We start from the raw sequence: 6952 nt of genomic DNA, 5'->3' as shown, positions 1-6952 counted from the left end.
TTTGAGGAGCTTGGTTTATATCCAATAGAAAAAGTGAATACGGGATGGCTTGCTTTATCAGCGTTTAGGAAATAAGTTGATAAAATGTGAAGGGTACAGGAGCCGTATACGAGGTCCGTACGTACGGTTCTGTGAGAGGGATGAGGCATAAGCCTCACCCTACTCGATGTACCTGTTATTTAGGTAAAGCCAAGGCCTTATAAAACCTCGTTAGTCAGAGGCCTACCTTCACTTACTTCAAGCGCGTTAAGTAGGGTTGTGTTTGCTATTTCGGTGAGCGCTTCTTGGGTAAAAAAGCCCTGATGCCCCGTTACTAATACATTTTTGAAGCTCACTAAGCGCGAAAATATATCGTCTTGATTTATTTCGTCGCTGTGATTTTTAAAAAATAGCTCCGACTCTTGCTCGTAAACGTCGAGCCCTAAGTAGCCTAATTTTTTAGTTTTTAGCGCACTAATACATGCGCTACTATCAAGTAATGCACCACGAGAGGTGTTAATAAGCATAACGCCGGTTTTCATTTTACTAAATGCCTCATCATCTATTAAATGATGAGTTTGCTCGTTCAGTGGGCAATGCAAAGAAATCACATCGCTTTTGCTAAGCAAGGTGTCTATATCGGTAATTGTATAATTGCCAGGTTGCGCGTATGGGTCGCACACTAATACTTTAGCGCCAAAGCCATTTAAAATGTTACACAGCGCAAGGCCAATTTTACCGCAACCTACAATACCCACCGTTTTATTGTGCAAGTTAAAACCTAGTAGCCCGTTTAAATCAAAGTTGTCTTCGCGTACGCGGTTATACGCTTTATGGGTTTTACGGCTAAGCGTTAGCATAAGTGCAATACAATGCTCGGCTACTGCTTCTGGGCTGTATGCTGGTACGCGTAATACTTTAATTTTATGTGCTTTTGCTGCAGGTAAATCAACATTATTAAATCCTGCACAACGCAGTAAAATAGTATTTATGCCTTGGCTTGCCAGTTGTTCAATAACCGTGTCGTTTACGGTGTCGTTAACAAATACACATATGGCATCAAACCCGCTTGCTAAAATAGCCGTTTGTTCGCTCAGGGATTGCTCAAAATACGTTATTTTTATATCACGGTGATCGCGTGTACTTTGTTCAAAAAAAGGCAGTTCGTACTTTTGTGTACTAAAAAAAGCAATGTTCATGGTAATAGCCTCGACGCTTAATAAGTATCAATACAATAAACTACTTTATAAACCTATGCTTTAGTAACACGCATTCTATTGATTTAAATTAAGCCCTAATTTATGCCTTAGCCGACGTAAACAAAGGTATTTTTGACGATACTTTTTTACCACCTCTAGCAGCGCTTAACTTTGCGGCTTGCAGTAGGTTGCTTTCTATTACTTGTTTAAGTGTTTCAGGCTTAGTACGTGGTGCATAGCGTGCAACAAGTTGCCCTTGTGAGTTAATTAAAAACTTAGTGAAATTCCACTTAATTGCACGATTTTGCGAAATACCCCGCGTATGCGACTTTAAATAATTAAACAACGGATGTGTTTCTGGCCCGTTTACCATTACCTTACCAAATACCTCAAACGAGGTATTAAATTGCTCTTGGTAAAAGTCTTTAATGGCTAAATTATCAAGCGGCTCATTTTGGCCAAACTGGTTACACGGAAACGCAAGTACAGTAAAACCATTGCTTTTGTATTGCTGATAGAGCTTTTCGAGCGCATTTAATTGCACCGAAAAATTACACTTACTCGCTGTATTAACAATAAGGACGGTTTTGCCCTGTAATTGGCTAAGAGAAAAATTTTCGCTGTTATAAAGTGGTGCATTAAATTGATAAATACTGTCCATAGGTTACCTACTTACCTTTCCCGTTAAGGAAATTTTATAAAGACTTTCATTCGCTTTTTTATCGACCGGTTGACATAATCGAGGTCTAGTTTCTAAGTTATCAGTTAAATAGGTCATTTTTATGTCAATGAAAGTCGCATTTATAGGTTTAGGCGTAATGGGTTACCCAATGGCGGGGCATTTAGCAAAAGCAGGGCACAGCGTATGCGTTTATAACCGCACTCAAGCTAAAGCACAAGCGTGGACTGCAGAACATTCAGGAAGCCTTGCATCAACCCCGCGCGAAGCTGCCAGTAATGCCGACATCGTATTTATGTGTGTTGGTAACGATGACGACTTACGCTCAGTAGTGTATGGCGACGACGGCGTGTTAGCGGGCATGCTACCGCACACTGTTTTGGTTGATCACACCACAACCTCAGCTGAAGTAGCACGTGAAGTGGCTGCAAAAGCGGCTCTGCAAAATATCGACTTTATAGATGCGCCTGTATCGGGCGGACAAGCTGGCGCCGAAAACGGCGTATTAACGGTTATGGCGGGTGGCAGCGAAGCCGTATTTGCTAAAGTGCAGCCAGTTATGGCGGCGTTTAGTCGTTTTAGCCAATTGCTAGGCGGCGTTGGCTCGGGACAACTTTGTAAAATGGTTAATCAAATATGTATTGCTGGTGTAGTGCAAGGTTTAGCCGAAGGCTTACATTTCGCCAAGCAAGCTGGGCTTGATGGTGAAAAAGTTATAGAGACCATTTCTAAAGGTGCAGCCGGTTCGTGGCAAATGGAAAACCGCTACAAAACAATGTGGGCGGGTGAATATGAGTTTGGTTTTGCCGTAGATTGGATGCGTAAAGATTTAGGCATTGCACTCGATGAAGCTAAAAACAATGGCGCTACATTACCAATGACCGCAACGGTCGATCAATATTACGCCGATGTACAAGCACTCGGCGGCGGCAGATACGATACCTCAAGTTTACTAGCACGCCTTGAAGCACTGCATAAAAAGTAACGTTTACGTTGAGTATGTCGATGTAAACGCGAAGCTTACTTGCGTGACGGGCAAAGCCCGTAAAGTGACTTATTCACACAGAGGTTATGAGGCGCTGCGCTTTTAGAGGCAGTAATAGATCAAAAGATTATTGCTTTTATGTATTCTCATTTACTCCTCATTCGCTTCTCTTTGTGAAATAGATTTTGCTTTGTTTGAAGTGGTACAGATATTTATAAACAAAAAAACGCGACGCTTTATTGCTAAAGCGTCGCGTTTTTAATGCGTTATATAAACAAAATTAAAGTAAATTACATGCTTTGAGCGTAGTTATACAGCGCCTTTAAAATTGTAAGATTTTTTTCGCTGTCGTCATGTTCATGCGCTAGGTTTTCAAGGGTGATCATAAAATCTTGCGCATTAATCGACGGTTGATCTTCCCCGTGCATTAACTTGTTTTGGCAATACTGGCGCCATTGGTCAAGCTCTTGCTGGTTTAGCGTTTCAGGCCAGTTACGGGCGCGGTATCTAAACAACAACGTATTAAACTTTTTATCTTCAAAGTCTAACTTCAACCCTGCTAATTCATCTGGTTTTGCATCACGAATAATCGCAAATTTAGCTTTATCAGCATGGCTTGTAAACCCATCGTAAAGTAAGTAGTCAACGTTAGTGGTTGCGCTGTAATCGCCTTGCTCGTTAAACACCTCGGTTACTTTATCGCGAAGGTCGGTATTGGCTTTTAAAATAGCTAAGTTAGCCAAGCACTGCTCGCGGTCAATCCCAAGGCGGGCGGCGTTTTCAGGCAATAATGTTTTAGCTGGGGCTAAAATAGGGCACTTGTTTAAATGCACTAGTTTTAAACCAACAGGTAAATCATCTTCGGCTAAATCTACACGTTTGGTGTATAAGCGTTTGCGTAACTCTTCTACGTTTAAATCAATGAGTACTTGCGGGTTTTGAGTTAAATCAAAACAAATAACCGCGTTTTTATTTACCGGATGAAAGCTCATTGGTGCAACCCAGCTTGTACAGCCTTGTGTTGCAGGTATGCGCGACGTGGTATGCACCAGCGGCGTCATGTTAAAAACGTCAACCAATTCAGCAAGGGCTTTTTTATTACGCAAACCAAAAAAGAAGTTATACAGCTTTGGCTGTTTTTCTTTTATTAGCTTAGCCAGTGCAATAGTGGCGGTTACATCGCTTAGTGCATCATGCGCAGCGGCGTGTTCAATACCATTAGCTACGGTTAAATGCTCTAGCTTAAAGCTTGGGCTGCCATCTTCTTTTAACGGCCATTCAATCCCTTCAGGGCGCAGCGCGTAACAAGCACGTACTAAATCAATAATATCCCATCGGCTATTGTTATTTTTATATTCGCGCTCGTATGGGTCGTAAAAGTTACGGTAAAAGCTGTAACGACTTACTTCGTCATCAAACCGAATACTGTTATAACCGGCGACACAGGTGTTTGGTACGCTAAATTCGGCATGAATTTTTGCTATAAACTCAGCTTCAACTAAGCCTTTTTTCATCGCCACTTGTGGCGTAATACCCGTTATTAAACACGCCTCAGGGTGAGGTAAGTAATCCGCTTGCGGCTTACAATATTCAATAAGTGGCTCGCCAATAATATTTAAATCAAGATCGGTACGAATACCCGCAAATTGGCTCGGCTTATCCTTTTGAGGGCTTGCTCCCCACGTTTCGTAGTCGTGCCAATAGATGGTTGCTTGATTTTGCTCTTGATATGCCATGCTGAAAACCCTGAGTAGTTAACTTAAAAGCGCCTAAATACGCGCCAAGTTACTAAAATAATGAATTATTTAGATTATGGCATATGGGCGAGGGAGTTTATAGGTTTGGGTAATAAATGATGTGCTTGTTGCATTTGCTTTTAATAGTGGAGCTCTGTGCTATCTGTTTTTTTTCAACACAACACTTACTAGATACAAGAGTTGTGTTGCAAAATTAAATATTCTAAATAGTGGTCTAGTTATCAGCTAAATAATTTAATTCGTCTTTATAAGGCATTAAAGGTTCATACAGTTGATGGTATGCTTTGCCGACAGCCCCTCTGAATTGAATTAGTTTAGGCGGATTTATCCCTATGGATATAATATGTTGAATAGCTAGACCTGGGTATGGATCAATAAATATAATTTCTTTGATACCTAACTGGTAGGCTTTTTTAGCACATAGTTCACATGGACTAGCTGTAGTAAATAGTTTCCCGCCTTCAATACCAACACCACCATACTTAGCTAACTGTAAAAATGCGTTTTCTTCAGCATGAAGTGAACGAGTATGAACTTGGTTTTTTTCTTTATCTACTTTGTTTTGAATTGATTTAAAGCAATATGCTAAATTTCTTCCTTTCTCTCCTAAATGCTTTATTTTAATTAATTCATTTGATGCAAATTTTCTAAAATTTTCATCGTTTCTTTCATACTCGCTGTATGTAGTATCACTAGAAAAATTTTCTAAATCTTCAAGTGAACGTAAATTACATGGTACTTGTCCTTTGGCTACATCATTCCATCCCACAGATTTTATTGAGTAAGCATCATCTGTTACAACAGCCCCAACTTGTCGAGATATACAACCTGAATTCATTTTTGCCGTAAATGCAATTTGCATGACACGCTCTAATGGAGTTGGGGTTACTAAGCCAGGGTGTTTAATTAGACTTAAATACCAAGCTAACTGAGCTTTCAGAACGTTGTGGTTTTGTGGTTCATTTCTTGGGTTAAATATATGTATATCAGATATCTCAATACATCTTTTTACATTCGAGATTATAAGTTCATCGTATTTGTCATGTTTAGATGACTTATTTATTTCTTGATTACATTCGCCACATTTTGCATCTGTTTTACCTTCGGTAGGGAATTTACCTGATTCTCTTTCATCAATTTCGGCTATTTTATCAAAAGTAAACTTATATTTATCTTGCAGATATTTCTTTCGATCTTCTGTTGTCGCATTAATAGAAACCAAATAAAATGCTGCATATCTATCTTTAAAATACTTTGCTTCATAAGGGTTACGAATAGTGTCTATGGCAATATATGTTTTTTTCTTGTCTTCTTTATCTTTATAGCGATAGAATTTTATTAGCCGGTTTACCATTCGTGGTAATTCGAATAACCCTTCTGGCACAAAGCTATTTTCTCTGTAGTTAGGAGTAATCTTTTTTGTCCGGCGTATCGAATCACCAACGCTTTGATAGATGGTTACATAACTATTAGCTAAATCAGATTTTAGTACATCCTTTAAATTTAATGTGAACTGGTTGATGATGTCAAACCAACTTGAAATATTTAAACCTTTTAGTTCATGGTTATGAGAGCTTGTACCATTAATAAAGTAATCAGATTCTTTAGATAGCTTTTTAAATGCTTTTTGGCTTTCTTTAAATTTACATTTTTCTAATACTTGCTCTATTTTTTGATGTAAATCTTTATCAATTACAGATTCAATAAAAGTTCTAAAATCATCTTCTGTAATATTTAAAATCTGAGCGCTAATAAGTTCACTTATTTTAATTACTTTAAATAGATCATTATTCTCTTCAGCGTATTTTTTTACAATTTCATAGCGCTTGATATCCATACCCGAGAAGTAAGGTTCAGTTTTATAGTTAACTTCGTTACTGGCAGGGAATTTTAATTTATCGCCACTTAATAAATTTGCTGTTGTTGAGCAGCCAGAGCCAGTTCTACCGGTTAACCCTATTAATATGAAATTGCTACGTTCACCTAAAAGATTTGAGATTAAATCTGTATTTATCACTTTGAATTCCTTTTCGTGTTTAATTTGGGCTATTGATGGTAAATAATTATTCAAATCAACAGAGTTCTTAAGTCAGTCTGGACTGTCTAATTTACATCCATTTAGAATCAATAAGATAACTTGTAATTGTATCGGTGAATATACCACGAACGCTCAACACTGCAATTACTTCGACCTCACTATTAAATAAGCCTCACTAATTATTAGACTAGGGGCTGTTGATCTTTGTAGTACATATATCAATCAGCCCACATTGGTAGCCACATCATAGTAAATGCTAAAGCGAGCATTGAATGATAATTTCGTTCAAGCTTTTCATACCGCGTGGCTATCCCT

5 protein-coding genes and 1 pseudogene are annotated in these 6952 nt (G+C 38.6%); 1 reads left to right on the top strand and 5 read right to left on the bottom strand.

All coding sequences use genetic code 11. The annotated features are described in order from the left end of the window. Nucleotides 1-197 precede the first annotated feature (197 nt). Both QL998_RS19890 and QL998_RS19885 read right to left on the bottom strand, forming a co-directional pair. Entirely contained in the window at nt 198-1178 is a 981-nt protein-coding gene (locus QL998_RS19890; protein WP_290193342.1) for a 2-hydroxyacid dehydrogenase, read from the bottom strand. A 100-nt stretch (nt 1179-1278) separates the two neighbouring features. After that, complete coding sequence (locus QL998_RS19885) at nt 1279-1839, bottom strand: glutathione peroxidase (protein ID WP_290193341.1); 561 nt, start codon at nt 1837-1839, stop codon at nt 1279-1281. 121 nt (nt 1840-1960) lie between these two features. Here QL998_RS19885 and QL998_RS19880 point away from each other — a divergent pair, with 121 nt between their 5' ends. Further along, entirely contained in the window at nt 1961-2842 is an 882-nt protein-coding gene (locus QL998_RS19880; protein WP_290193340.1) for an NAD(P)-dependent oxidoreductase, read from the top strand. Between the two features lie 290 nt (nt 2843-3132). Here the strand turns inward: QL998_RS19880 and sbcB are convergent, their stop codons facing one another. From sbcB to QL998_RS19865, 3 genes and pseudogenes are all read right to left on the bottom strand, one after another. Further along, on the bottom strand, nt 3133-4578 hold the full coding sequence (gene sbcB / locus QL998_RS19875; RefSeq protein WP_002963201.1) for an exodeoxyribonuclease I: 1446 nt from the start codon (nt 4576-4578) through the stop codon (nt 3133-3135). Nucleotides 4579-4813: 235 nt separating this feature from the next. After that, nucleotides 4814-6616 carry an anti-phage dCTP deaminase gene (locus tag QL998_RS19870; protein WP_290193339.1) on the bottom strand — a complete coding sequence of 601 codons (1803 nt, stop codon included), beginning with the start codon at nt 6614-6616 and terminating at the stop codon, nt 4814-4816. A gap of 239 nt (nt 6617-6855) precedes the next feature. Beyond that, a pseudogene (locus QL998_RS19865) lies at nt 6856-6952 on the bottom strand (IS5/IS1182 family transposase); the annotation flags it as partial.

The sequence above is a fragment of the Pseudoalteromonas sp. APC 3691 genome, from assembly GCF_030408135.1.
Taxonomy (GTDB): Bacteria; Pseudomonadota; Gammaproteobacteria; order Enterobacterales; family Alteromonadaceae; genus Pseudoalteromonas.
This window is presented reverse-complemented; position numbering and strand designations above follow the sequence as displayed.

What these genes read in the sequence shown, in the direction of transcription:
- QL998_RS19890 (WP_290193342.1), bottom strand. Translation starts at nt 1,178, where the DNA reads ATGAACATTGCTTTTTTTAGTACACAAAAGTACGAACTGCCTTTTTTT.
- QL998_RS19885 (WP_290193341.1), bottom strand. Translation starts at nt 1,839, where the DNA reads ATGGACAGTATTTATCAATTTAATGCACCACTTTATAACAGCGAAAAT.
- QL998_RS19880 (WP_290193340.1), top strand. Translation starts at nt 1,961, where the DNA reads ATGTCAATGAAAGTCGCATTTATAGGTTTAGGCGTAATGGGTTACCCA.
- sbcB (WP_002963201.1), bottom strand. Translation starts at nt 4,578, where the DNA reads ATGGCATATCAAGAGCAAAATCAAGCAACCATCTATTGGCACGACTAC.